Source organism: Modestobacter versicolor, assembly GCF_014195485.1.
GTDB classification, from domain to species: Bacteria; Actinomycetota; Actinomycetes; order Mycobacteriales; family Geodermatophilaceae; genus Modestobacter; species Modestobacter versicolor.
Genome location: NZ_JACIBU010000001.1, coordinates 2,369,128 through 2,391,019, shown reverse-complemented (window position 1 = coordinate 2,391,019; position 21,892 = coordinate 2,369,128). Strand labels below are relative to the sequence as shown.

Genomic DNA, 21,892 nt, shown 5'->3' with positions numbered 1-21,892 from the left:
TCCTCGACGGGGCTGTGGCGCAGTCCGGTAGCGCACCTCGTTCGCATCGAGGGGGTCAGGGGTTCAATTCCCCTCAGCTCCACCCGTCGTCAGGCCGGGCCCACCAGGGCCCGGCCTGACGTGTCTCCGGGTGGCTCAGCGCGCGCCGCGGAAGTCCGGACGACGGCCGGCCAGCGCGGCCGCCACGCCCTCCCGGCCCTCCGGGTCGGCCGCCGACTCGACGAGCAGCCGCTCCTCGTCCTCCAGCTGCTCGTCCAGCGTGCGGATCGCCGCCCGGCGGACCAGCCCGCGGGTGCGCACCATCGCCCGCACCGGGCCGGCCGCGATCGACCGGGCCAGCGCGGTGACCTCCTCCACCAGCGTCTCGTCGTCCACCAGCCGCGCCACCAGGCCGAAGGTGTGCGCGTCGGCGGCGTGCAGCACCCCGTCGGTGAGCAGCAGCTCCAGCGCCCGCGGCGCCCCGAGCGCCCGGGTCAGCGCCCAGGACGTGCCGCCGTCCGGGGAGAGGCCGAGCGAGCCGTAGGCCGGGTGCAGCTTGGTCGACCGGCCGCAGACGACGAGGTCGCAGGCGCCCAGCAGGCCGATGCCCGCGCCGGCCACCGACCCCCGCACCCCGGCGACCACGGGCACCGGGCAGTGCAGGACCGAGCGGACGACCTGGTGCCAGGCCGCGGACAGCGCGCGGACCGACGCCGGCAGGTCCTCGCCGGCGGCGAGACCGCGGAGGTCGGCGCCCACGCAGAAGTCCCGGCCGGTGCTCAGCAGCAGCACGACGCGGGCCTCTGCCGGGCGGCGGTCCAGCGCCTCGGCCAGCTGCCCGGCCATCACCCGGTCGACCGGGTTGCCGGTGTCCGCGGCGTCCAGGCTGATCCGCCAGACGTCGCCGTCCAGCGCGGTCGTCACCCGTGCAGCCGGTGCGGTCATGACCGTCCTCCCTCCGTCGGGCCTCCACGCTAGGGCGAGCCGGGGGCCCCGGCCCGGTCAGACGACCGGCGTCCCGCTGGTCGCGGTCAGCGCGGCGTAGTCGGCGGCCAGCCGGCGGGTGACCAGGCCGGGCTCGCCGTCGCCGATCCGGCGCCCGTCGACCACCAGCACCGGGGTCAGCTCGCCCATCGTCCCGGTGACGAACGCCTCGCTCGCCGAGTACAGCTGCGGCAGCGAGAAGTCGCCGACCTCGTAGGGGATGCCGGCGTCGGCGGCCAGCCGCAGCACGGTGGAGCGGGTGATCCCCTCCGGGCAGGCCGCGGTGGTGGAGGTGCAGAGCACGCCGTCGACGACGAAGAACAGGTGCGTGGCGTTGGTCTCCGCGATGTGCCCGCGGGAGTCGAGCATCAGCGCGTCGTCGGCGCCGGCGACGTTCGCCTCGACCTTGGCCAGGATCGAGTTCAGCAGGTTGTTCGAGTGGATCTTCGGGTCCAGCACGTCGGGGGTCGGACGGCGGACGCTGGAGGTGACCAGGGTGATCCCGCCGGCGTCGTAGACCGGGGGCTTGAACTCGGCGAGCACGATCAGCGTGGGCCCGCTCTGGTTCAGCCGCGGGTCCATCCCGCTGGTCACCTTCACGCCGCGGGTCAGCGTCAGCCGCACGTGCACGCCGTCGGTCATCGCGTTGGCGGCCAGGGTCCGCCGGATCTCCTCGACGATCTCCTCGTCGGAGGGCACCTCGGCGAACGCCAGCGCCTGGGCCGAGCGCCGCAGCCGGTCCAGGTGCTCGTCGAGGGCGAAGATGCGGCCCTGGTAGAGCCGCAGCCCCTCCCAGACCGCGTCCCCGCCCTGCACGACCGAGTCGAACGGGCTGACCGCGGCCTCGTCGCGGTGGGTCAGCCGCCCGGCGACGTTGACCACCAGGTCCCGGTTCCGCTCGTCGAACTGCTGCAGCACGGTTCAGCTCCTCTGCGCGGCCAGTCGGTGACCGGCCATCTCGTCGTAGGCGGCCCGGCACTCCTCGGCCAGGTCCGCCAGGTGGGCGGGCAGCTCGACGACCGGCTCCCGGTACGGCCCGAAGCCGGTGGAGGCCTCGACCGAGGCGTACCAGTGCGGCGCCCACACGCCGTCCGAGCTCCGCGGTCCGGCCGGCCAGGACAGCATCGCCGGGTCGAAGGGCACCTGCAGCTCGGCGCACAGCGCCCGGAGCACGCCCTCGGGGTCGCGGAGCAGGTCGCCGGAGTCGACGACCGGGCCGCCGAACCGGCGGAAGAGCGCCAGCTGCTGGGTGATCCCGAGGTCGGCCAGCGTCGGCTCGGTGCGCACCCGGGCGTAGGAGGCCAGCAGCTGGCGCGGGTCGCGCAGGAGGAAGGCGTGCCGCAACCCGGCGAAGGCAGCCAGGTCGACCTCGGGCAGCACGTGGTGGGTCATGTGCTTCTGGTAGCTGATCGTCGCGCCGTCGGGCAGCGGGCCGGCGGTCAGCTCCCGGACGACGGTGCGCCAGTCGGTGGGCTGGCTGGCGATCACGTCGTCCCGGCCGGGGTGGTCCAGGCCGGTCGCGGCCAGGTAGTACGCGTACAGCGGCTCGTCGACGACGACGGTGTCCGGCCGGTTCTCCCAGGCCCGCATCGTCGCCGTCGACAACGTCCGCGGCCCCGACCACATCGCGATCCGCACCTGCTCGCTCATCGGCCGCACGCTAGCGGTGCCGTGTTGCGGGCCGGGAACGCGACGACGCCCCGGTCGTCGGTGACCGGGGCGTCGTCTGTGTGCAGGAGGGGTGCTCAGGAACGCGCGGCGGTCTTCCTCCGGGCCGCGAGCTCCGGCTCGACCTCCTGGTCGATCGCGCCGGGCGCGCCGCCGAACTCGTCGGCGACCTCCCCGGCGACGTCGTCGTCCCCGTGGCCGCTGGCGGCCATCTCCGCGTCGGCCCGGGCGAGCATCCGGTGCCCGGTGACGAGCACCCCGATGGCCACCACCACGGCGATCGCGCCGACGACGAACGGCACGTGCAGGTCGAAGCGGTCGGCCAGCTTGCCGGCGGCGTAGGGGGCCAGGCCGCCGCCGAGGAAGCGGACGAACCCGTAGGCGGCCGAGGCGACCGGGCGGGGCACCGGCGAGACCAGCATGACCGCCTGGGTGGTCAGCGTGTTGTTGATCCCGACGACGATGCCCGAGGCGATCACGCAGGTGATCAGCGCCCACCGGACGTCGGTGAACAGCCCGATCAGCAGCAGCAGCACGGCGAAGAAGCCCAGCGCCCCGTACAGCGACGGCGCGGTGCCGAACCGGGCCTGCAGCCGCGGGGCGCCGGCCACGGAGAAGAACGCGACGAGCAGGCCCCAGCCGAAGAAGACGAAGCCGAGCTGGACCGCCGAGAGCTCCATCGGGTACGGCGCGTAGCCCAGCATCGTGAAGAAGCCCCAGTTGTAGAACAGGGCGGTCAGGCTCATGGTCAGCAGGCTGCGGTGCCGCAGCGCCTTGAGCGGCGCGCTCAGCGGCGTGGGCTCGGTCGGCGTCGGGGTGGCGTCGAGCAGGACGACGGTGGCCAGCAGCGCGATCGCCATCAGCACGGCGACGCCGAAGAACGGCCCGCGCCAGCTGAGGTCGCCGAGCAGCCCGCCGACCAGCGGGCCGGCTGCGATGCCCAGGCCCAGGGCGGCCTCGTAGAGCACGATCGCGCCGGCGAAGCCGCCGGAGGCCGACGCCACGATCACCGCCAGCGAGGTGGCGATGAACAGCGCGTTCCCCAGCCCCCAGCCGGCCCGGAAGCCGACGATGCCGTTGATCGAGCCGGACAGCCCGGCCAGCGCCGAGAACACCACGATGACCGCGAGGCCGGTGACCAGCGTCCGCTTGGCCCCGATCCGGCTGGACACCCAGTTCGTGCCGAGCATCGCCACGGCGGTGACCACCAGGTAGCTGGTGAACAGCAGGCTCACCTGGCTCGGGGTGGCGTCCAGCTGGGCCGACAGCGCCGGGAGGATCGGGTCGACGAGCCCGATGCCCATGAAGCTGACGACGCAGGCGAAGGCGACCGCGAAGACCGCCCTGGGCTGCTGGAACATGCTGGTGCTGCTCGCGCCGCGCGCGCTCACGGTGTCTCCGTCCACGGGGAGGTCAGGTCCCGGGTCGGCCGGCTGCTCCAGTGCCCGCTCGGTCGACGTCCACAACCGTTGTACTACCCAACTACCCGCGCTCGCAACGTGCTGTCCCGGCCCTCGTGCAGGGCCCGCTCCGAGCGGAGCGAGGAGTGGGGGGCACGAGGGTCCTCCTAGAACCAGGAGGGGAACCACATCCGCTGCAGCCACTCGCCGTGCGTCAGCGGCGCGCCGGTGAGCACCGGGTAGAAGAACGCGAACGTCATCGCGACCACGGCCAGGTACAGCGAGACCACGCCCAGGCCCACCTGCCGGCGCAGCGCGCTGGCCTGCGGCCGGCCCAGCACGTCCTGCAGCACCAGCGTCACCGCCAGCACGAAGAACGGCACCGCCGGGGCCATGTAGAAGATGAACATCGTCCGGTCGAGGTTGACGAACCAGGTCAGCCAGCCCGCGGCGATCGCGGCCCCGACGGTGACCGCGGCGGGGTCGCGCCGGGCGACGGCCCGCCACAGCAGCCACAGCATCGCCGGGGCGAACAGGAACCACAGGGTCGGCGTCCCGAGCATGAGGATGTAGCGGATCACCTGGTTGCCGTCGGCGTCGGTGAGCCCCTGCGGGTTCCACAGCAGGATCGGCCGGCCGTCGACCAGCCAGGACCACGGGCCCGACTCCCACGGGTGCGGCGTGGACAGGCCGTTGTGGAAGGTCAGCCACTCGCCGTGCATGTGCCACAGCGAGCGCAGCGCCCCCGGGACGAACGGGAAGGCGGTGTCCGGGTGCTGGTCGGCCCAGTGCCGGCCCTGGGAGTTCTCGCCGCGGAACCAGCCGGTGAAGGTGGCCAGGTAGGTGAGCACCGGCAGGACGCCGAGCGCCCACGCGGCACCGGGCAGCCCGCGGCGCAGGGCCACCCTCGTCGGGCGGGTGACGCCGGCGTCCCGCCAGGCCGCGCGGTCCCACCACAGCGACAGCAGGGCGAACAGCGCGAGGAAGTAGACGCCGCTCCACTTGACCGCGCAGGCGCTGCCGAACAGCACGCCCGCCGCGATCCGCCAGCCCCGCGGGCCGAGCCGGAACCCCTGCCGGGCCATCCGGTCGGTCATCCGGTCGCTGCCCTCGCGGACCCGCTGCCGCACCCGGTCGCGGTCGACGACCAGGCAGGCCACCGCGCAGACCACGAACATCTGCAGGAAGACGTCGAGCAGGCCGATCCGGCCGACGCTGAAGGAGAAGCCGTCCAGCGCCAGCAGCAGGCCGGCGACCAGCCCGAGCAGCGTCGAGCCGGTCAGCCGCCGGGCCAGCCGGGCGAGGACGACGACGGCGATGGTGCCCGCGACGGCGCTGGGGAACCGCCAGCCGAAGGAGTCGTAGCCGAACAGGTGCTCGCCGGCCGCGATGAGCAGCTTGCCCAGCGGCGGGTGGACGATGAAAGTGTAGCCGCGGTTGTACTCGTACCCGAGCTCCAGCACCTCCAGCGCCTCGGGCGGGTAGTACGCCTCGTCGAAGACCAGGTCCGCGGGGTAGCGGATGTCCCAGAGCCGGGTGACCAGCGTGGCCACCCCGAGCAGCGCGGTGAGCACCGCGGCCAGCCGCCGGTCGCCGGGCAGCGGCGGCGTGGGCTGGCGGAGCGGGCGCGGGAGCGGCACCCGGCGGCGCGGCCCGGGGTCCTCGGGAGCCGACTCCGTCCGCTCGGGGGTCAGCACCGCCATGGCGCCAGGGTATGTGGCCGACCTGGCCGGCCCGTCGTGACAGGCTCGACGTCATGAGCGGACGACTCGTGCTCGGCGGCGCGCCGCTCGGCCAGCCCGGCGACGTCGGCCCCCGGCTGCGCGAGGTGCTCGCGACCGCCGAGGTGCTGGCCGTCGAGGACACCCGCCGGCTGCACCGCCTCGCCGCCGACCTCGGGGTGACGTTCACCGGGCGGCTGGTCAGCTTCTACGAGTCGGTCGAGCAGGCCCGGCTGCCCGGGCTGGTGGCCGCCATGCAGGACGGCGCCACCGTGCTGCTGCTCACCGACGCGGGCATGCCGTCGGTCTCCGACCCCGGGTACACGCTGGTGCGGGCCGCCATCGACGCCGGCATCGAGGTCACCTCGGTGCCCGGGCCGTCGGCCGTCGTCACGGCGCTCGCGGTCTCCGGCCTGCCCACCGACCGGTTCTGCTTCGAGGGGTTCCTGCCGCGCAAGGGCGGGGAGCGCCGGGCCGCCCTCGCGGCGCTGGCCGCCGAGCCCCGCACGATGGTGTTCTACGAGTCGCCGCACCGGCTGGCCGAGGCGCTGGCCGACGCCGCGGAGGTCCTCGGCGCCGACCGGGCCGCCGCCGTGTGCAGGGAGCTGACCAAGACCCACGAGGAGGTCCGCCGCGGGCCGCTGGGCGAGCTGGCCGAGTGGGCCGCCGAGGGCGTGCGCGGGGAGATCACCGTCGTGGTGGCCGGGGCGGTGGCCGGGCCGGTGTCGATGTCGCCCGCTGAGCTCGCCGCCGAGGTCGCCGCGGAGGAGGCCGCCGGGGCCGACCGCAAGGAGGCGATCCGCACGGTCGTCGGCCGCACCGGCTTGCCGCGCCGGGTGGTCTACGACGCCGTGGTCGCCGCGAAGACCCCCTGACCCCCGCGATTGTGCGCGGATCGTCGCTTTCCGGCCCGCAGAGCGACGATCAGCGCACAACAGCGAGCGCGGCCGCGACGCGGGCGATGACGTCACCGGGCCGGTGCAGGTCCGCCGCCGTCACGAACACGACCCGCCACCCCGCCGCGGTCAGCCGGTTCAGCCGGGCCCGGTCGGCGGCGAACTGGCGCGGGTCGCGGTGCCACAGGCCGTCGTACTCGACCGCCACCCGCTGTGCCGGCCAGGCGAAGTCCACCCGCGCGACGAACCGCCCGTGCTGCCGCACCGTGTACTGGGCGACCGGGCGCGGGAGGAGCTGCGGTGCAGGAGGAGCCGCAGCTCGGTCTCCTTCGGCGACTGGGCGAGGCCGTCGGCGAGGGCGCAGGCGACCCGGGCACGCCGGCGGTTCGGGCCGTCCGCGCTCCCTGCGAGCCAGCGGATCTCGTCGAGATCGGCGCCCGCGACGTGGACGAGCTGGTCGACGGCGGCCACCGCGGCGCCTGGCGGCAGCGCGCCGGCCAACCGGACGGCGGTGGCCTCGCGGGTGGTGACGTGGACGCCGCGGTGCCAGACGACGGTCCGCTCCGACAAGTCCGCGCGACGGACCCGCAGACCCGCCACGCGCACCGGGTGCGCGCCCGGCCACCGGGTCAGCTCGACGTCGTCGTCCGCGCCGGCCAGCGGTACGCCCCACAGGACCGCTGCGCTGGCGCCGCTGACGACCGAGTCGGGGAGCACGAGGGAGCCCGCCGCGAGGGCGCGCACCGCGTGGGTCACCTCGACGTCCCTGTGCACGAGGACGCCCGGGAAGAGGGGACGCCAGGACGCACCACGCAGCTGACGTGGGGTCAGCAGGCCACGCGCGACGGCGTCGGCCCCGCGGAACGGTCCGTGCAGCAACTGATCGGGGACGGCGAGCACCGGGGAACCGTGCCGGATCGGCGGCCGCCGCAGCGGCGCCGTCCACAGGCCCCACGCGGTTGTGCGCCTGTCGTCGGTCTGCCGCGAGCAGACCGACGATCAGCGCACAACGGCGCGCGGGGGAGGGAGGAGGGGCTAGAGCCAGCCGCTGCGCTTGAAGCCGCGGTAGAGCAGCCAGCAGAGGCCGGCCATCAGCAGCAGCGCGAACGGGTAGCCGAACGACCAGCCCAGCTCGGGCATGTGCTCGAAGTTCATCCCGTACACCCCGGCGATCAGGGTGGGCGCGGCGATCAGGCCGGCGTAGGAGGAGATCCGCCGCATGTCGTCGTTCTGCGACACCGAGATCCGGGCCAGCGCGGCCTGCAGGATGTTCGACAGCAGCTCGTCCAGCCCGCCGACCTGGTCCCGCACCCGCAGCGCGTGGTCCTGGACGTCGCGGAAGTAGGAGCGCATCGCGTCCGGCACCAGCTCGTCCGGCCGGTCGGCCAGGGTGGACAGCGGCACCTCCAGCGGCTGGACGGCCTTGCGCAGCTGCATGATCTCCCGCTTGAGCTGGTAGATCCGCGGGGTGTCGTCGGTGCGGGAGGGGCTGAACACCGAGGCCTCCAGCTCCTCGACGTCGTCCTCCACCGCCTCGGCCACCTCGACGAAGTGGTCGACCACCAGGTCGGCGACGGCGTAGAGCACCGCCGACGGGCCCAGCTGCAGCAGCTCGGTCTGGCCCTCGAGGCTGTTCCGCAGGTCCTTGAGACCGCCGTGGTCGCCGTGCCGGACGGTGATCACGTAGTGGCTGCCGAGGAAGACCATCACCTCGCCGGTGTTCACGACCTCGCTGGTGGCGGTCAGGGCGTCGTGCTCCACGTACCGCGCGGTCTTCAGCACCATGAACAGCGAGTCGTCGTAGCTGTCCAGCTTGGGCCGCTGGTGGGCCTCGACGGCGTCCTCGACGGCCAGCGGGTGCAGCCCGTAGACGGCGGCCACGCCGGCGAGCTCGGCCTCGGTGGGCTCGTGCAGCCCCAGCCACACGAAACCGTCCTGCTCGACGGCCGCGTGCAGGGCCTCGTCGTAGGCGACCGGCGCCTGGCGGCGGCCGTCGACGTACACCGCGCAGTCGACGATGAAGTCGGTGCCGGGCCGCGCGTCCACCGGCGGGGGCGGCGCACCCACCGGCCGCGGCCGGCGCCGCACCTGGGGCAGCCGTGAGCGGGCGCCGGACGTGCTGTCGGTGCTGGTCACCGGGGTCTCCTGGTCTGTCGTCGACCCGTCCGCGACCGGGCGGGTGGCGGGCCGAGCCTAGGTCTGCGGGATGCGCTGCCTCGTGGGACGCTCGCCGCACAGATGATCACCAGCCGGACGGCGGCGCGCACGCCGGCCGCTCGAGAGGGGGACCGGGGTGGCCACCAACAAGGCCCGGGTCAAGAGCGTCGAGGAGTCGATCCGCGACACCGAGGAGCCGGAGCACCAGCTCAAGAAGAACCTCTCCGCGCTGGACCTCACGGTCTTCGGCGTCGGGGTGATCATCGGCACCGGGATCTTCGTGCTCACCGGCGTGGTGGCCAAGGACACCGCCGGCCCGGCCGTGGCGCTCTCCTTCGTCGTCGCCGGGATCGTCTGCGGCCTAGCCGCGATCTGCTACGCCGAGTTCGCCTCGACCGTGCCGGTCGCCGGGTCGGCCTACACGTTCTCCTACGCCACGCTCGGTGAGCTGGTCGCCTGGATCATCGGCTGGGACCTCGTCCTGGAGCTGGCGCTGGGCGGGGCGACGGTGGCGGTGGGCTGGTCGGGCTACCTCAACCAGCTGCTCGGTGACCTGGGCCTCGCCCTGCCCACCTCGATCGCGGGCGACGAGGCGACGGTCAACATCCCGGCGATCGTCATCGTGGCGGTGATGACCGCGGTGCTGGTGCTGGGCATCAAGCTGTCCTCGCGGGTCACCTCGATCATCGTGGCGATCAAGGTCGCGATCGTCCTGCTGGTGATCGTCGTCGGCCTGTTCTACGTCAAGGCCGCGAACTACTCGCCGTTCATCCCGCCGGCCGAGCCGACCGAGACCGGCAGCGGGTGGACCGCGCCGCTCATCCAGACCCTCTTCGGGTTCGCGCCCAGCACGTTCGGCGTCGGCGGCATCCTGGCCGGTGCGGCCATCGTGTTCTTCGCCTTCATCGGCTTCGACGTGGTGGCCACCGCCGCGGAGGAGACCAAGGAACCCAGCCGCGACCTGCCCCGCGGCATCATCGGCTCGCTGGTGATCTGCACCGTCCTCTACGTCGCCGTCTCGCTGGTCGTGGTCGGCATGCAGCAGTACACCGAGCTGTCGACGGCGGCCCCGCTGGCCGACGCCTTCCGCAGCGTGGGCCTGCCGTTCCTGTCCGGGGCGATCTCGGTCGGTGCGCTCGCCGGCCTCACCTCGGTCGTGATGATCCTGATGCTCGGCCAGTCCCGGGTGCTGTTCGCGATGAGCCGGGACCACCTGCTGCCGCCGGCGCTGGCCTCGGTCCACCCCCGGTTCGGGACGCCGTACAAGATCACGATCATCACCGGGGCGTTCGTCGCCGTCCTGGCCGGGTTCATCCCGCTGGACGTGCTCGCCGAGCTGGTCAACATCGGCACGCTGTTCGCCTTCGTGCTGGTGTCGATCGCGGTGATCGTGCTCCGCCGCACCCGCCCGGAGCTGCCCCGCTCCTTCCGCGTCCCACTGGTGCCGTTCGTGCCGGCGCTCTCCGCGCTGGCGAGCATCTACCTGATGCTCAACCTGCCCGGGGACACCTGGGCGCGGTTCGGGGCCTGGATGCTGCTCGGCTTCGTCGTCTACTTCCTCTACGGGCGGGGGCGCTCGCGGTTCTCCCAGCGCGGCGCCGCCGAGCGGGCAGCAGCCGGCCAGCGGGCCGGCGGGGAGCGCTGAGCGGGCCTCACCCCAGGGGGTGAGGCCGGCCGTCCCACCCTCCTGAGGGAGGTCCGAACGCCCGACCTGATCGGTGACACCCGTCCCCGGTCAGGAGATCCACCGTGCCGAGCGCCCTCGTCGACGCCCCCCGCGTCGTCCCCGCCGTGCCGCGCGCCGCCGCGCCCGCCGCACCGGTCGCACCGCGCCCGGTCGCCGAGCGCCCGCAGCACCTGCCCGTGCCCGTGGTCACCGCCGCGACGCTGGCCGTGCTGGAGTCGCTGGGGCTGCTCGCCCTCGGCCTGACCAGCCTGGACGGCGTCTTCGGCACCGGGATCCGGCCGGACGGCGGGATGGTCGTGATCACCCTGCTGCTGCTCGCCGGCTGGGTCGTGCTCTGCGCCGGCGGCGGGGCCAGCCTCGTCGACGGGGCCGGCCGCCAGCTGATGGTGGCCGTCGCCTGGGGCGAGATCGTGCTGCTGCTCGTCCTGGTGGTGGCCGGCGTGCTCGGCGCCGACGGCGTCTGGCTGATCGCCCTCGGCCCGCTCGGTGCCCTGCCGGTGCCCGCCCTGGCGCTGCTGGGCCTGGGCGTGCCGACGGCCAAGCTGCTGCTCGCGACCGCGCCCGGCGCGGTGGCCTGGGTCGAGGCCGGTGGCCGGCCCCGCGCCCGGCGGACCGCCCCGGTCGTCGAGCACCCCGGGCTGCGGGTGGCCACGCTGGCCTGCATCGGCCTCGCGCTGACCGGCCTGGCCCTGCTGGGCGGCCCGGCCGACCCGGCGACCCCGCCGACCACCGCCTCCGTCGTCGCCCCCTGACCCGGGGGCCGAACAGGCTGGACGGGGGTCACTACCCTCAGGCCGTGACAGATCGGCACATCCTCACCGCCGTCGCCTGGCCCTACGCCAACGGCCCGCGGCACATCGGGCACGTCTCCGGGTTCGGCGTCCCCTCCGACGTCTTCAGCCGCTACCACCGGATGGCCGGCGACAAGGTGCTGATGGTGAGCGGCACCGACGAGCACGGGACGCCGATCACCGTCGCCGCCGACGCCGAGGGGGTCACCCCCCGGGAGATCGCCGACCGCAACAACCGGGTCATCGTCGACGACCTGCAGAGCCTCGGGCTGAGCTACGACCTGTTCACCCGGACGACGACGGCCAACCACCGCTCGGTCAGCCAGGAGATCTTCCTGGGGCTGCTGAAGAACGGCTACGTCTTCCCGCAGACCACCCTGGGCGCGATCAGCCCGTCGACCGGCCGAACCCTGCCCGACCGCTACATCGAGGGCACCTGCCCGATCTGCGGCTACGACGGCGCGCGGGGCGACCAGTGCGACAACTGCGGCAACCAGCTCGACCCGACCGACCTGATCAACCCGGTCAGCCGGATCAACGGTGAGACGCCGAAGTTCGTCGAGAGCGAGCACTACTTCCTCGACCTGCCGGCGTTCGCCCGGGCGCTCGGCGACTGGCTGGCCACCCGCACCAACTGGCGCTCCAACGTCCTGAACTTCAGCGTCAACCTGCTGGAGGACCTCAAGCCGCGCAGCTACACCCGGGACATCGACTGGGGCGTGCCGGTGCCGCTGGACGGCTGGCGGGACCGCGACGACAAGCGGATCTACGTCTGGTTCGACGCGGTCGTGGGCTACCTGTCGGCGTCTATCGAGTGGGCCCGCCGCTCCGGTGACCCGGAGGCCTGGCGGCAGTGGTGGCAGACGCCGGACTCCGACGCCTACTACTTCATGGGCAAGGACAACATCGTCTTCCACGCCGAGATCTGGCCGGCCCAGCTGCTCGGCTACAACGGCGAGGGCGACAAGGGCGGGACGCCGGGCTCCTACGGCCGGCTCAACCTGCCCACCGAGGTGGTCTCCAGCGAGTTCCTCACCATGGAGGGCCGCAAGTTCTCCTCCTCGCGCAACGTCGTGATCTACGTGCGCGACTTCCTGGCCCGGTACGACGCCGACGCGCTGCGCTACTTCATCGCGGTCGCCGGCCCGGAGAACCAGGACACCGACTTCACCTGGGCGGAGTTCCTGCGCCGCAACAACGACGAGCTGGTCGCCGGCTGGGGCAACCTGGTCAACCGCTCGGTGTCGATGGCGGCCAAGAACGTCGGTGCGGTGCCCACGCCGGGCGAGCTGACCGACGCCGACCGCGCGCTGCTGGCCACGACGTCCGGTGCGTTCGGGCCGGTCGGCGACCTGCTGTCCCGCAACCGGCAGAAGGCCGCGGCCACCGAGGCGATGCGGGTGGTCAGCGAGGCCAACAAGTACCTGTCGGACCAGGCGCCGTGGAAGCTCAAGGAGGACCCGGCCCGCCGGGACACCGTCCTGCACACCGCGCTCCAGGCGATCAAGGACTGCAACACCCTGCTGACGCCGTTCCTGCCGCACTCCTCGCAGCAGGTCCACGAGCTGCTCGGGGGCACCGGCGTCTGGTCGGTGGCGCCGCGGATCGAAGAGGTCACCGACCTCGACGACGGGTCCCCGTACCCGATCATCACCGGGCCCTACGGCGAGTCGCAGGCGGTCTGGGCATCCACGCCGCTGCCGCCGCCGGGCACGCCGCTGGCGCCGCCGAAGCCGGTCTTCACCAAGCTCGACCCCTCGATCGTGGCCGACGAGCTGGCCCGGCTCGAGGACGCCGGCAGCGGCAAGGCGGACGGCGAGGCATGAGCCGCTCGGCCTCCTCCCGCGCCAACCGGCGGGGCGAGCCGCCGCCGTCCCCGGAGCCGCTGCCGGCGCCGGCGGTCGACAGCCACACGCACTTCGACATCGCCGTCGGGGGCGAGGACCGCGAGCCCACCGACGCCGAGGTGGACGAGGCGGTCGCCGCCGCCGTGGCGGTGGGGGTGCCCCGGCTGGTCCAGGTGGGGGTGGACGTCGCCTCCTCGCGCTGGTCGGCCGCGCTCGCCGCCCGGCACCCGAACGTGCTGGCCGCCGTGGCGCTGCACCCCAACGAGGCCGGGGCGGGCTCGGCCACCGAGGCGGCGCTGGCCGAGATCGACCGGCTGGCCGCCGAGCCGCGGGTGCGCGCGGTGGGGGAGACCGGGCTGGACCGCTACCGCACCGGCGCCGAGGGGTGGGCGCCGCAGGAGGCGTCCTTCCGCGCGCACATCGACATCGCCAAGCGGCACGGGCTGGCGCTGGTCATCCACGACCGGGACGCCCACGACGACGTGCTGCGGGTGCTGGAGGGCGAGGGCGCCCCCGAGCACACCGTGCTGCACTGCTTCTCCGGCGACGCGTCGTTCGCCCGGCAGTGCATCGAGCGGGGCTACGTGCTGTCCTTCGCCGGCACGCTGACCTTCGGCAGCGCCGGCAACCTGCGCGAGGCCGCCGCGATCACCCCGCTGGACCAGCTGCTGGTGGAGACCGACGCACCGTTCCTCACCCCGGTCCCGTTGCGCGGCCGCCCCAACGCCGCCCGCTTGGTGCCGCACACCGTGCGCGCGCTGGCCGAGGTCACCGGCACCGACCTGGCGCAGCTGTGCGCCGCGCTCACCAGCACCGCGGAGCGGGTCTTCGGCCCCTGGGAGTGACCGGGCACGGCTGCGCACCGGTCCGGTGCCGGCGGCCGCCACCCTCGGCGCGGATCCGGGGCACACTGGCACCGTGGGCCGCCTCATCGCCGTCGTGCTCTTCGTCGCCCTCCTGATCCCCGCGGGGCTGCTCGCCCGCGGCTGGTCCCGCGCGGCCGAACGCCGGGCCGCGGCGTCGGCCGGTGTCGAGTTCGTGCCGGCGACCGCGACCGCCACGGCGCTGCTGGCCCGCCAGGCCGCCCACGGACGCCGGCTGCGCAGGGTCGGGTTCGCCCTCGGCGTCGCGCTGGTGGTCGTCTCGGTCGTCCTCTTCGCCGAGGCGTCGGTGTTCCTGTGGGTGCCGGCCCTCGCCGCGGGGCTGCTCGCCGGCGTCCTGCTCGCCGAGGCGACCCGCCCCCGGCCGCGCTGGGCGCTGTCCGACCCGCCGCGCCGGCAGCGCCGCGGCGAGCAGATCTCGCCCTGGCTGCTGTGGACCATGCGCGCGATCGTCGCCGGCGCCGTGCTGGCCGCCGTGCTGCTCGCCGACGACCTGGGCACGGCCGGGACGGCGATCGCGCTCGCGGTGCCGCTCGGCGCCTGGGTGCTCGCCGAGGTGGCGCTGCTGCGGATCCTGCTGCGCCCGCTGCCCGCGGAGGGCGCCGATGTCCCGGTCGACGAGGCCCAGCGGACCTGGACGGCCCACCTGGTGGTCGCCGCTGCCACGGTCGGCGCCGTCCTCCCGCTGGGGGCGCTGCTGCTGCGCGCGGCGATCGACCTCGACGACCGGGTGGCCTCCGACGGCGCCGGCCTGCTGCCGGTCGCCCTGGTCGCCGGCGGGTTCTCCGCGCTGCTGGCCGGGATCACCGTCGCGGGGTTCCTGCTCACCTGGCTCAAGCCGGTCCGGCAGACCTCGCACGCGCTCGCCTAGGAGGCCCCGCCGCCCGGTACGTCCGACTGCGGGCAGCTGGTGCTGTGGCGTTGCCCACCTGGACGATCTGGCGCGAGACCGTCCAGCGCGGCGTGTGCGTGACGGTGCGTGTCGGCGCGCCTGCTCTGCGCTGGGTCGACATGTTGGTTTCCTTGGTCAGCACCGTTGTCTTCCGTAGCGCGTTCGTTATCGTGTCGTGACCGACAAGCCGGGGTGGGGAACACCTGGGCGCGACGTCCGCCAGTCCAGGTGACCCCTGGCCCTGCGGGCACGTCGGGCACAGCACGGCGACGGACGCCACTCCGGGTGGGGTCCGTGGGCTGCTGCCCCCGTTCCCCTGCCCGGGTCCAGTGACCCGTGGATGTGTTGTGCGCCGATCCTTGAAGTTCAGTCTCTTCGCCCTGGTCCTGCTGGGCCTGGTGGGTGGTTCTGCTGCCTACTACCTCGCCCAGAAGACGGTGACCGTGACCGTCGACGGCCAGTCGAGCGAGGTGCGCACCTACGCCGCGACGGCGGGTGAGGTGCTCGCCGACGAGGGGCTGCAGCCTGCCTCGCACGACGTCGTCCTCCCGGCCCCGGACTCCGCGGTCGGCGACGGGGACACGATCGTCCTCAACCGCGCGCGACCGCTGTCGCTGACCGTCGACGGGGTGCGCAGCGACGTCTACACGACCGCCCTGTCGGTCGACGGCGCGCTGGCCGAGCTGGGCTACCGCGCGGACAACCTGGTGCTCTCCGCCAGCCGCAGCGAGCGCCTGCCGCTGGACGGCATGGACCTCACGATCGCCACCAACAAGTCGGTCACGCTGATCGCCGACGGCCAGCAGCGGGTCGTCCAGACCACCGCACCGACCGCCGGCGACCTGCTCGCCGAGCAGGGGATCGCGCTGTCGGCGACCGACCGCACCTCGCTCTACCCGACGCAGCCGCTGCTGGACTCGATGGTCCTGCGGGTGACCCGGGTGCAGGTCACCGACGTCACCGAGGTGCGGCCGGTGGACTACCAGACCGTGGAGACGCCGGACGCCGAGGCCTTCGAGGGCGACCGCGAGGTCACCCAGGAGGGCGTCGAGGGCGAGCAGACCGTCACCTGGCGGGTCACCGTGACCGACGGCGTGGAGACCAGCCGCGAGCAGCTCGGTGCCGTGGTCACCACCCCGGCCGTCGACGAGCAGGTCACCGTCGGCACCAAGGAGAAGCCCGCGGAGACCGCGGTCGTCTCCGCCGACGGGCTGAACTGGGCGGCGCTGGCCGCCTGCGAGTCCGGTGGCCGGCCGAACGCGGTGAGCGGCAGCGGCAAGTACCGCGGCATGTACCAGTTCTCCACCGGCACCTGGGCCGCGGTCGGCGGCAGCGGCGACCCGGCCGCCGCGTCGGCCGAGGAGCAGACGATGCGGGCCCAGATGCTGTACGCCCGGTCCGGCGCGGGGCAGTGGCCGCACTGCGGCTCCCGCCTGTTCAGCTGAGCGACAGCGCTGAGCAACGCAGCTGAGCAGGCCGACGGGCTGCTGGGCCCGGCCGCGATCCGCGACCTGGCCCAGCACCTCGACCTGCGCCCGACGAAGACGCTCGGCCAGAACTTCCTGCACGACGCCAACACGATCCGGCGGATCGTGCGCACCGCCGACCTCGAGCCGGACGACGTCGTCCTGGAGGTCGGCCCGGGGCTGGGGTCGCTGACCCTCGGGCTGCTGCCGGCCTGCGCGCACGTCACCGCCGTGGAGATCGACCCCCGGCTGTCCGAGCAGCTGCCGCGCACCGTCGCCGAGCGGGCGCCGCAGCTGGCCGACCGGCTGACCGTGGTGACCGCCGACGCGCTGCGGGTCCGCGAGCTGCCCGGCCCGCCGCCCACCGCGCTGGTCGCCAACCTGCCGTACAACATCGCGGTGCCGGTGCTGCTGCACCTGCTGGAGCTGCTGCCCACGCTGCGCACCGCGCTGGTGCTGGTGCAGGCCGAGGTGGCCGACCGGCTCGCGGCGGCACCGGGCACCGAGTCTTACGGGGTGCCCAGCGTCAAGGCGGCCTGGTACGCCGACGTGCGCCGGGCCGGCAACGTCCCGCGGCCGGTGTTCTGGCCGGTGCCCAACGTCGACTCCGGGCTGGTCGCGCTGACCCGCCGGCCGTCGCCCCCCGGTGACCGGGCGGCCACCTTCGCCGCCATCGACGCCGCGTTCGCCACCCGGCGCAAGGGGCTGCGGGCCGCCCTGGCCGGCTGGGCCGGCAGCCCCGCGGCGGCTGAGACCCGGCTGCGCGCCGCCGGCATCGACCCCACGACCCGGGGCGAGCGGCTGTCGGTGGCCGAGTTCGCCCGGCTGGCCGCCACCGATCCCGTCGTTGGCGCGTGACCGGCTCGGCAGGCAGGGTGGGTCGGTGAGCAACGCGACCTCGGGCGGCCCCGGCCGGCTCGCCGGCAACGGCGCGGTGGCGGCGCGCGCCCCCGCGAAGGTGAACGTGCACCTGGGCGTGGGCCCGCTGCGGCCCGACGGCTTCCACGAGCTGCAGACGGTGTTCATGGCGGTCTCGCTGTTCGACACCGTCACCGTGCGCCCGGCCGAGGGGATCTCGCTGGCCGTCCGCGGCGAGGGCACCGACACCGGCCGCGGACCGGCGAGCGTGCCGGCCGACCGGCGCAACCTCGTGTGGCAGGCCGCCGAGCTGCTGGCCCGGCACGCCGGGGTGCCGGCCGAGGCGCACCTGGAGATCGACAAGACCATCCCGGCGGCGGCCGGCCTGGCCGGCGGCAGCGCCGACGCCGCGGCCGCCCTGGTGGCGCTCGACGCGCTGTGGGGCACCCGGGCCACCCGCGGCGACCTCGCCGGTCTCGCCGCCCAGCTGGGCAGCGACGTCCCGTTCAGCCTGCTGGGTGGCGTCGCGCTGGGCACCGGCCGCGGCGAGCGGCTCTCGCCGGTGCTGGCCCGCCGGCGCTGGGACTGGGTGCTCGGCATCGCCGGGGAGGGGCTGTCCACCCCCACCGTCTACGCCGAGCTCGACGAGCTGCGGGCCGCCGGGGCCCTGCCCGACGGGGAGGTGCCGGCCTCCACCGAGCCGGTCATCGCCGCGCTGCGCAGCGGCCCGGTGACGGCGCTGGCCGCCGCGCTGGGCAACGACCTGCAGGCCCCGGCGCTGCGGCTGCGCCCGGAGCTCCGCCGGGCGATGCGGGCCGCGACCGAGGCGGGTGCCCGGGCCGCGCTGGTCAGCGGGTCGGGTCCGACCGTGGCCGCGCTCGCCGACGACGAGGACGCCGCCGTCCGGCTGGCCGCGGAGCTGGCCGGCGCCGGGGTGTTCCGCACGGTGCGCGCGGTGCACGGCCCGGTGCACGGCGCCCGCCTCGTCGGGTGAGTCAGGGACGGCCGAGCAGCCCGGGGGCGGTCTCCAGGTGGGACAGGCCGTTGTAGGCGATGTTCACCAGGTGCGCGGCGACCTCGCGCTTGCCCGGCGAGCGGGTGTCCAGCCACCACTGGCCGACCAGCGCGACCATGCCGACCAGCGCCTGGCTGTACAGCTCGGCCAGCTGCGGGTCGTAGCCGCGCTCGCGGAACTGGTCGCCCAGGATGTGCTCCACCTTGCTGGCCACCTCGCTGATCAGCGAGGAGAAGCCGCCGTCGGTGCCGGCGACCGGTGAGTCGCGCACCAGCACCCGGAAGCCGTCGGTCTCGTCCTCGATGTAGTCCAGCAGCACCAGGGCCGCCCGCTCCAGCAGCTCCCGGGGGTGCCCGCCGATGGACAGCGCGGAGGCGAACCGGTCCAGCAGCCGCTGCATCTCGCGGTCGACGACGACGGCGTACAGCCCCTCCTTGCCGCCGAAGTGCTCGTAGACCACCGGCTTGGAGACGTCGGCCCGGGACGCGATCTCCTCGATCGAGGTCGCCTCGTAGCCCCGCTGGGCGAACAGCTCCCGGCCCACGTCCAGCAGCTGCTGCCGCCGCTGGGCGCCGGTCATCCGCACCCGCGGCCGGCCGCTGCCGGGGGGGCCGTCCGGGGCGGTCGCGGAGGGGGTCATGCACCCATCGTGCCCTGCGCGGGCACCCCGGACGGCCCACCCTGGGTGCTCGCACCCGGACGCGGCCCTAGGCTCAGGGGGCCGCCGTGGAACTCCACGACGGAGCCGCGATGGGGGATGGGGTAATCGGCAGCCCGCCGGCCTTTGGAGCCGTGCAGTCTCGGTTCGAGTCCGAGTCCCCCAGCCAGTCCCACGCCGTGGACGGCTGACCTGGGCTCCGCCGGACGGGGCAGCCGCGGTCCGCACCACCCGTCGTCACGAGGAGCCACGTGAGCCAGCAGGAGACCCCGTCCACCGTCGCCGGGGGCGTCGCCGCCGTCGTCGTCCTCGCCGCCGGGCAGGGCACCCGGATGCGGTCGGCGACCCCCAAGGTGCTGCACCGCCTGGGCGGCCGCTCGATGCTCGGCCACGTGCTGGCCGCCGCCGAGCCGCTGGCCGCCGGGCGCACGGTCGTCGTCGTCGGCTCGGGCCGCGAGGCGGTGACCGAGCACCTGGCCGAGGTGGCGCCGCACGCCGCCGCCGTCGTCCAGGAGCAGCAGCTGGGCTCCGGGCACGCCGCGGCGGTCGCGCTGGCCGCGGTGCCGGACCTCGAGGGCGCCGTGCTCGTCGTCAACGGCGACGCGCCGCTGCTCACCAGCCGCACCCTCACCGCGCTGGTGGCCGAGCACCAGGCCACCGGCAGCGTCTTCACCGTGCTGACCGCCGAGGTCGCGGACCCGACCGGCCTGGGCCGGATCGTCCGCGACGAGCGCGGCGCGCCCCAGGCGATCGTCGAGGAGCGCGACGCCACCGAGCAGCAGCGCGCGATCCGCGAGATCAACGCCGGCGTCTACGTCGCCAACGCCGGGACGCTGCGCCGGGTGCTGGCCGGCCTGGGCACGTCCAACGCGCAGGGCGAGCAGTACCTGACCGACGCGCTCGCCCCGCTCGTCGCCGGTGGCGCGCCGACCGCCGCCGTCCGGGCCGACGACGCCGACGACGTGCTCGGCTGCAACGACCAGCGGGAGCTGGCCGAGCGCCGCCGCACGCTCAACGACCGGGTGCTCGACGACCTGATGCGCGCCGGCGTGGTCGTGATCGACCCGCAGACCACCTGGGTCGACGTGACGGCGGAGGTCGCCGCCGAGGCGGTGCTGCACCCGGGCACCCAGCTGCTCGGCGCGACGACGGTCGGCGCCGGCGCGGTCGTCGGCCCGGACACCACGCTCACCGACACCGAGGTGGGGGAGGGGGCCTCCGTCGTCCGCTCGCACTGCCAGCTCGCGGTCATCGGCCCGGCCGCGTCGGTCGGCCCGTTCAGCTTCTGCCGCCCGGGCACCCAGCTGGCCCGCGGCGCCAAGGTCGGGGCCTTCGTCGAGACCAAGAACGTCACGGTCGGCGAGGACTCCAAGGTCCCGCACCTGTCCTACGTCGGCGACGCGACCATCGGGCAGGGCACCAACGTCGGCGCCGCGACGGTGTTCGTGAACTACGACGGCGTCGCCAAGCACCGCACGACCATCGGCGACCACGTCCGGATCGGGTCGGACACGATGCTCGTGGCGCCGATCACGGTGGGCGACGGCGCCTACACCGCGGCCGGGTCGGTGATCACCACCGACGTCCCCCCGGGGGCCATGGCCGTCGCCCGGGCACGCCAGCGCAATGTGGCAGGCTGGGTCGGACGACGGCGTCCGGGCACACCCGCAGCCGAGGCCGCAGCAGCGGCCGGTGGTGCGGCCCCCGAGCCCGCGACCGACACTCAGCACGCAGGGTCCACGGCCCCCTCCGCGGCTCCGGCCACGGACGACGAGCAGCAGGGACAGCCATGAGCGCCATCCGGCAGACCACCAACAAGAGCCTGATGCTCTTCTCCGGCCGGGCCTACCCCGAGCTCACCACGGAGATCGCCGGGCACCTCGGCGTCACGCCCACCCCGACCGCGGCCTACGAGTTCGCCAACGGCGAGCTGTTCGTCCGGTTCGAGGAGTCGGTGCGCGGCTGCGACGCCTTCGTGGTGCAGAGCCACACCGCGCCGATCAACACCTGGCTCATGGAGCAGCTGATCATGGTCGACGCGCTCAAGCGCGCCTCGGCCAAGCGGATCACCGTGGTCGCCCCGTTCTTCCCCTACGCCCGCCAGGACAAGAAGCACCGCGGCCGCGAGCCCATCTCCGCCCGGCTCGTCGCTGACATGTTCAAGGTCGCCGGCGCCGACCGGCTGATGACCGTCGACCTGCACACCGCGCAGATCCAGGGCTTCTTCGACGGCCCGGTCGACCACCTCTTCGCGATGGACCTGCTCATCGACGAGGTCAAGCGCAAGTGGGGCGACCGCGACCTCACCGTCGTCTCGCCCGACTCCGGCCGCGTCCGGGTCTCCGAGCGCTGGAGCGACAAGCTCGGCGGCACGCCGCTGGCCTTCATCCACAAGACCCGCGACGTCACCCGGCCCAACGAGGTCGTGGCCAACCGCGTCGTCGGTGAGGTCGAGGGCCGGGTCTGCATCCTGGTCGACGACATGATCGACACCGGCGGCACCATCTCCAAGGCCGCCGAGACGCTCTTCGCCGCCGGCGCCGCCGACGTGATCATCGCCGCCACCCACGGCGTGCTCTCCGGCCCGGCCGTCGACCGGCTGAAGAACAGCCAGGTCAGCGAGGTCATCATCACCAACACGCTGCCGATCGAGCCCGAGCGCCGGTTCGACAAGCTCACCGTCCTCTCGATCGCCCCGCTGCTCGGCCGGGCGATCAAGGAGGTCTTCGAGGACGGGTCGGTCACCAGCCTGTTCGGCGGGGCTTCGTGACATCGCGATCCTGATGGATCGCACCGCGGCCAGGAGCCGTGCCCGGCGCTGAGCCGTCGCCCGCGGTCCGGCCCCTCTGCTGGTGACGTCAGTTCGGGCTGACGCCCTCGTGTAATCTGGTCGGCACTGCCCGGCGAGGGAGCTCTGCTCCGTTATCGACGTGCGTCTGCCCTCCAGGGGTGTGCCGCGCTCGCGCCGAGCACACAGACCCGATCCACCCTG

The 21,892-nt window shown here is 74.3% G+C and carries 20 protein-coding genes and 2 tRNA genes; 14 read left to right on the top strand and 8 right to left on the bottom strand.

The window, feature by feature from the left end; all coding sequences use genetic code 11:
• Window positions 1-8 precede the first annotated feature (8 nt).
• A tRNA-Ala gene (locus FHX36_RS11700) sits at window positions 9-82 on the top strand.
• Window positions 83-135: 53 nt separating this feature from the next.
• On the opposite strand, the gene FHX36_RS11695 is transcribed toward FHX36_RS11700, so the two are convergent.
• The 5 genes from FHX36_RS11695 to FHX36_RS11675 all read right to left on the bottom strand — a co-directional run bounded on the left by FHX36_RS11695 (window position 136) and on the right by FHX36_RS11675 (window position 5,734).
• Window positions 136-924 carry an enoyl-CoA hydratase/isomerase family protein gene (locus FHX36_RS11695; protein WP_110551377.1) on the bottom strand — a complete coding sequence of 263 codons (789 nt, stop codon included), beginning with the start codon at window positions 922-924 and terminating at the stop codon, window positions 136-138.
• 57 nt (window positions 925-981) lie between these two features.
• Window positions 982-1,881: an aminotransferase class IV gene (locus tag FHX36_RS11690; protein WP_110551376.1), complete on the bottom strand. Its 900-nt coding sequence runs from the start codon at window positions 1,879-1,881 to the stop codon at window positions 982-984.
• Window positions 1,882-1,884: 3 nt separating this feature from the next.
• Window positions 1,885-2,613: a sulfotransferase-like domain-containing protein gene (locus FHX36_RS11685; RefSeq protein ID WP_110551389.1), complete on the bottom strand. Its 729-nt coding sequence runs from the start codon at window positions 2,611-2,613 to the stop codon at window positions 1,885-1,887.
• Between the two features lie 95 nt (window positions 2,614-2,708).
• Window positions 2,709-4,022 carry an MFS transporter gene (locus FHX36_RS11680; protein WP_258372624.1) on the bottom strand — a complete coding sequence of 438 codons (1,314 nt, stop codon included), beginning with the start codon at window positions 4,020-4,022 and terminating at the stop codon, window positions 2,709-2,711.
• 176 nt (window positions 4,023-4,198) lie between these two features.
• Window positions 4,199-5,734, bottom strand: a complete 1,536-nt coding sequence (locus tag FHX36_RS11675) for a dolichyl-phosphate-mannose--protein mannosyltransferase (RefSeq protein ID WP_110551375.1) — start codon at window positions 5,732-5,734, stop codon at window positions 4,199-4,201.
• 53 nt (window positions 5,735-5,787) lie between these two features.
• On the opposite strand from FHX36_RS11675, the gene rsmI reads away from it, so the two are divergent.
• Window positions 5,788-6,627 (top strand): 16S rRNA (cytidine(1402)-2'-O)-methyltransferase, encoded by an 840-nt coding sequence (rsmI, locus tag FHX36_RS11670; RefSeq protein ID WP_110551374.1) that lies wholly within the window; start codon window positions 5,788-5,790, stop codon window positions 6,625-6,627.
• A gap of 49 nt (window positions 6,628-6,676) precedes the next feature.
• Here rsmI and FHX36_RS22955 read toward each other — a convergent pair whose 3' ends face one another.
• A complete protein-coding gene (locus tag FHX36_RS22955; RefSeq protein WP_246405463.1) occupies window positions 6,677-6,913 on the bottom strand; it encodes an endonuclease domain-containing protein in 237 nt (78 codons plus the stop codon).
• 770 nt (window positions 6,914-7,683) lie between these two features.
• The gene (gene corA, locus FHX36_RS11660) at window positions 7,684-8,784 is read right to left on the bottom strand and encodes a magnesium/cobalt transporter CorA (RefSeq protein WP_110551373.1); all 1,101 of its coding nucleotides are present in this window, start codon (window positions 8,782-8,784) and stop codon (window positions 7,684-7,686) included.
• Window positions 8,785-8,941: 157 nt separating this feature from the next.
• On the opposite strand from corA, the gene FHX36_RS11655 reads away from it, so the two are divergent.
• The 9 genes from FHX36_RS11655 to FHX36_RS11615 all read left to right on the top strand — a co-directional run bounded on the left by FHX36_RS11655 (window position 8,942) and on the right by FHX36_RS11615 (window position 18,221).
• Window positions 8,942-10,450 (top strand): amino acid permease, encoded by a 1,509-nt coding sequence (locus FHX36_RS11655; RefSeq protein ID WP_110551372.1) that lies wholly within the window; start codon window positions 8,942-8,944, stop codon window positions 10,448-10,450.
• A gap of 104 nt (window positions 10,451-10,554) precedes the next feature.
• Complete coding sequence (locus FHX36_RS11650; protein WP_183513756.1) at window positions 10,555-11,244, top strand: hypothetical protein; 690 nt, start codon at window positions 10,555-10,557, stop codon at window positions 11,242-11,244.
• A gap of 44 nt (window positions 11,245-11,288) precedes the next feature.
• Window positions 11,289-13,109 carry a methionine--tRNA ligase gene (metG, locus tag FHX36_RS11645; RefSeq protein WP_110554163.1) on the top strand — a complete coding sequence of 607 codons (1,821 nt, stop codon included), beginning with the start codon at window positions 11,289-11,291 and terminating at the stop codon, window positions 13,107-13,109.
• The gene (locus FHX36_RS11640; RefSeq protein WP_110554164.1) at window positions 13,106-13,975 is read left to right on the top strand and encodes a TatD family hydrolase; all 870 of its coding nucleotides are present in this window, start codon (window positions 13,106-13,108) and stop codon (window positions 13,973-13,975) included. Before metG ends, FHX36_RS11640 begins: the two co-directional genes overlap by 4 nt.
• A 73-nt stretch (window positions 13,976-14,048) precedes the next feature.
• Window positions 14,049-14,882, top strand: a complete 834-nt coding sequence (locus tag FHX36_RS11635) for a hypothetical protein (RefSeq protein ID WP_343056597.1) — start codon at window positions 14,049-14,051, stop codon at window positions 14,880-14,882.
• A 44-nt stretch (window positions 14,883-14,926) separates the two neighbouring features.
• Window positions 14,927-15,082 carry a hypothetical protein gene (locus tag FHX36_RS11630; RefSeq protein WP_181428800.1) on the top strand — a complete coding sequence of 52 codons (156 nt, stop codon included), beginning with the start codon at window positions 14,927-14,929 and terminating at the stop codon, window positions 15,080-15,082.
• A 180-nt stretch (window positions 15,083-15,262) separates the two neighbouring features.
• On the top strand, window positions 15,263-16,348 hold the full coding sequence (locus tag FHX36_RS23540; protein ID WP_281371847.1) for a resuscitation-promoting factor: 1,086 nt from the start codon (window positions 15,263-15,265) through the stop codon (window positions 16,346-16,348).
• A 147-nt stretch (window positions 16,349-16,495) separates the two neighbouring features.
• Window positions 16,496-17,227 (top strand): 16S rRNA (adenine(1518)-N(6)/adenine(1519)-N(6))-dimethyltransferase RsmA, encoded by a 732-nt coding sequence (rsmA, locus tag FHX36_RS11620; protein WP_258372780.1) that lies wholly within the window; start codon window positions 16,496-16,498, stop codon window positions 17,225-17,227.
• A 25-nt stretch (window positions 17,228-17,252) separates the two neighbouring features.
• Window positions 17,253-18,221: a 4-(cytidine 5'-diphospho)-2-C-methyl-D-erythritol kinase gene (locus FHX36_RS11615; RefSeq protein ID WP_183513754.1), complete on the top strand. Its 969-nt coding sequence runs from the start codon at window positions 17,253-17,255 to the stop codon at window positions 18,219-18,221.
• Between the two features lies 1 nt (window position 18,222).
• Here the strand turns inward: FHX36_RS11615 and FHX36_RS11610 are convergent, their stop codons facing one another.
• Window positions 18,223-18,882 (bottom strand): TetR/AcrR family transcriptional regulator, encoded by a 660-nt coding sequence (locus tag FHX36_RS11610; protein WP_110552638.1) that lies wholly within the window; start codon window positions 18,880-18,882, stop codon window positions 18,223-18,225.
• 111 nt (window positions 18,883-18,993) lie between these two features.
• Between FHX36_RS11610 and FHX36_RS11605 the strand changes: the two genes are divergently transcribed.
• The 3 genes from FHX36_RS11605 to FHX36_RS11595 all read left to right on the top strand — a co-directional run bounded on the left by FHX36_RS11605 (window position 18,994) and on the right by FHX36_RS11595 (window position 21,670).
• Window positions 18,994-19,069, top strand: a tRNA-Gln gene (locus FHX36_RS11605).
• A gap of 82 nt (window positions 19,070-19,151) precedes the next feature.
• Window positions 19,152-20,693: a bifunctional UDP-N-acetylglucosamine diphosphorylase/glucosamine-1-phosphate N-acetyltransferase GlmU gene (glmU, locus tag FHX36_RS11600; RefSeq protein ID WP_258372781.1), complete on the top strand. Its 1,542-nt coding sequence runs from the start codon at window positions 19,152-19,154 to the stop codon at window positions 20,691-20,693.
• Window positions 20,690-21,670, top strand: coding sequence for a ribose-phosphate diphosphokinase (locus FHX36_RS11595; RefSeq protein WP_110552639.1), 981 nt, complete (start codon window positions 20,690-20,692; stop codon window positions 21,668-21,670). The genes glmU and FHX36_RS11595 overlap by 4 nt, the downstream gene beginning before the upstream one ends.
• The last annotated feature ends 222 nt before the right edge of the window (window positions 21,671-21,892 follow it).

Bases quoted from the DNA above. Each gene is read 5' to 3' on its own strand.
- FHX36_RS11675 (WP_110551375.1), bottom strand. From the start codon at position 5,734: ATGGCGGTGCTGACCCCCGAGCGGACGGAGTCGGCTCCCGAGGACCCC.
- FHX36_RS11610 (WP_110552638.1), bottom strand. From the start codon at position 18,882: ATGACCCCCTCCGCGACCGCCCCGGACGGCCCCCCCGGCAGCGGCCGG.
- FHX36_RS11595 (WP_110552639.1), top strand. From the start codon at position 20,690: ATGAGCGCCATCCGGCAGACCACCAACAAGAGCCTGATGCTCTTCTCC.
- FHX36_RS11695 (WP_110551377.1), bottom strand. From the start codon at position 924: ATGACCGCACCGGCTGCACGGGTGACGACCGCGCTGGACGGCGACGTC.
- FHX36_RS11685 (WP_110551389.1), bottom strand. From the start codon at position 2,613: ATGAGCGAGCAGGTGCGGATCGCGATGTGGTCGGGGCCGCGGACGTTG.
- rsmI (WP_110551374.1), top strand. From the start codon at position 5,788: ATGAGCGGACGACTCGTGCTCGGCGGCGCGCCGCTCGGCCAGCCCGGC.
- FHX36_RS11640 (WP_110554164.1), top strand. From the start codon at position 13,106: ATGAGCCGCTCGGCCTCCTCCCGCGCCAACCGGCGGGGCGAGCCGCCG.